Genomic DNA, 961 nt, shown 5'->3' with positions numbered 1-961 from the left:
TGCCAAGGAGTATTGATTGAATTTTCCGAGCGATGCTGATGGTGATGTATTGAGGCGACTGGAAAGCACAGGGTTTGATTTCAGTAGCCAGTGTGAAATAGAGTTTAACGTTGATTTTGCAACATGGCCGCCATCGAAAAATGCGTTAAGTGAACTTGAAAAAGAATTTGGCAATATTGAGATATACGAACCAGAAGATGAGTGTGATGGTTACGTGGTTTTCAACGTTAAGTCTATATTGTCTTATGAGCTTGTTACTCAGGTTCAAAAAACAGCTTCTGCTACTGTAATTGAGCATGGTGGGATTTGTGAGTCATGGGGACTGTTTAGCTAATGGCATATAACAAAACGTTGAAGACGGATAAAAACAAGAGCGGTTTTTACCGCTTAACTTGGTGTTAGTGTGCTAGAAAAGCACGCAACAAAAAGCTAATAGCGCACAAACTAACTAGCCAAGTTTCGACTTCAACAGGGCCAATCGTTCTTCGTCTTTCTTCGTTAGTATTTTGATTCTAGGGACGCGAGCGTACTTTTGTTTGGTCATTGCCTCATTAGTATTTGCTAAAGCTCTCCCTTTTTCCTTGCTCTCTGTTTAATCAATCGGAAACTGTGCTCCATGTTCGCGAGCATTTGCTCACCGGTCTTCGCTAAACAGCATCTGAGTTCGTCGCGACACATTTGAGCAAGCTCGTTCTTTCAAGAGTCACTCTCATCTTTTTGTCAGAAACTTCATCTCGTGTTCGCGAGCGCATCATGTTTGGTTTTCGCCTAAGATAAATCAGTTGTTGTCTTTGCTCAAAACGAGTAATGTTTTACCTAAATGGTTAACGCAAGGTGACAATGGATGTTGTTTATAAAGCGCGTAAAACATCACAAATCTAACAATCGCATCAACGCACTCCCTTCGGTCGCTGGGACATCATTACGTGCGGCTGCACGGAATGCTGCCCGTTATGCGGGG

1 protein-coding gene is annotated in these 961 nt (G+C 42.5%); it reads left to right on the top strand.

Features of this window, described 5'->3' with window-relative positions:
* Nucleotides 1–16: 16 nt before the first annotated feature.
* Nucleotides 17–334 carry a ribonuclease E inhibitor RraB gene (locus tag RM556_RS17290; RefSeq protein ID WP_311375213.1) on the top strand — a complete coding sequence of 106 codons (318 nt, stop codon included), beginning with the start codon at nt 17–19 and terminating at the stop codon, nt 332–334.
* Nucleotides 335–961: the final 627 nt, after the last annotated feature.

This window comes from Alteromonas sp. W364 (assembly GCF_031846205.1).
GTDB classification, from domain to species: domain Bacteria; phylum Pseudomonadota; class Gammaproteobacteria; order Enterobacterales; family Alteromonadaceae; genus Glaciecola; species Glaciecola blandensis.
Note: the sequence above shows the minus strand (reverse complement) of the source record. Positions and strands in the feature narration are given on the sequence as shown.